This is a genomic window from Nocardioides ginkgobilobae (assembly GCF_054781275.1).
Genome location: NZ_BAAGUS010000047.1, coordinates 1 through 1460 on the forward strand (window position 1 = coordinate 1; position 1460 = coordinate 1460).

A 1460-nucleotide genomic window follows, 5' to 3' on the forward strand; every position below is an offset into this window, starting at 1 on the left:
GGCTCTTCACAGACCGGGGTGTAGTAGGGGTCTGAAGCCGCCGGTCTCAAGCAGGCTCCTGGCGATGTAGTTGGTCAGGTTGCGGAACCCGAGCGCTGATCCGCGTAGGTGCTCGAGCCGTCCGTTGATGGCCTCGGTGGGTCCGTTGCTGGTGCCGGGGCGGTCGAAGTAGGCCAAGACGTCCTCGGCGCGCTTCTTGAGGGTCCGGCCCAGGGTGATGACCTCGACCAGCGCCTTCGGGACGCCGGTGCTGACCGATTCGATGAGCTTGGTCATGAGCTCGCGGCCGCGGCGTCGGTCTGGTTCGCGGTAGGCGGTGATCATCCGCTGGTAGATCCCCCAGGTCGCCTCGACCTCGACGTGCCTGTCGTCGGCGAACAAGGCGCGCAGCCGGTCGGCTTGCTTGTCGGTGAGCAGGTCAGACCCGGTGTGCAGGGTCCGGCGGGCTCGGTACAACGGATCGTTGCGGCGGCCGCGGTGGCCGTGGAGGTCTTGTTGGACCCGGCGTCGGCACCGGTCCAAGGCATCACCGGCCAGGCGCACGACGTGGAAGGGGTCCATGACCGCGACCGCGTCGGGGAGTTCCTCGACCGCGGCGGTCTTGAAGCCGGTGAACCCGTCCATCGCCACCACCTCCACGCCCTGACGCCAGTCCTCAGGACGGGCTGCGAGCCAGGTCTTGAAGACCTTCTTCGACCGCCCCTCGATCATGTCCAGCAGCCTGGCGGGGCCGGTGCCGGCGCGCACCGCGGTCAGGTCGATGACCACGGTGACGTACTTGTCGCCGCGTCTGGTGTGGCGCCACACGTGCTCATCGACCCCGATCGCGGTGACACCGTCGTAGCGGTGCTCATCGTCGATCAGCACCCGCCTGCCCTCGGCCAGGACGGCGTCGTTGGCGGTGCCCCACGCGACCCCGAGGCCCTCGGCGACGCGGCTCATCGACAGGTGCCCGACCACGATCGCCTCCAGCGCCCACCGCAGCCCGCGACGAGACAGCTTGGCCCTTGGCTCGGCGGCACGGTGGGTGTCTTGGCGCCACACGTGTTTGCACTCGATGCAGCGGTAGCGGCGCACGGTGATGCGAAGCGTGGTGGGTCGCCACCCGAACGGCTCATGGGCCAGCTCGCGGATCACGGTGTCGCGCGGCGCCCCCTGCCCGCCGCAGCGGCGGCACCACCTCTCAAGTGAGCCTTCGGGCTCGACGACCTTGCAGGCCAGGATCGCCCGCTTCGCCTCGAGCCGTTGACCGGTCACGATCAGCCCGAGCTCATCGAGGCGGCAGAAGGTCGTCAGATCAGCGCAAGCGAAGGCGCCCGCACGGGTAGCGTCGTGCACGTCGAGGTCTTTCGGGTGGCTGGCGTAGGAACCGCCATCTTCGAAAGACCTCGACCTCTATCCCGGCACCGACGCGCCGACCCCGGCCGCGTCGTCCGCTACACCCTCAACTGTGAAGAGCC

General features: G+C 68.9%; 1 protein-coding gene. It reads right to left on the reverse strand.

What is annotated here, in order from left to right; translation table 11 throughout:
• Positions 1 to 6 precede the first annotated feature (6 nt).
• The gene (locus tag ACYVID_RS18125; protein ID WP_300955235.1) at positions 7 to 1338 is read right to left on the reverse strand and encodes an ISL3 family transposase; all 1332 of its coding nucleotides are present in this window, start codon (positions 1336 to 1338) and stop codon (positions 7 to 9) included.
• Positions 1339 to 1460: the final 122 nt, after the last annotated feature.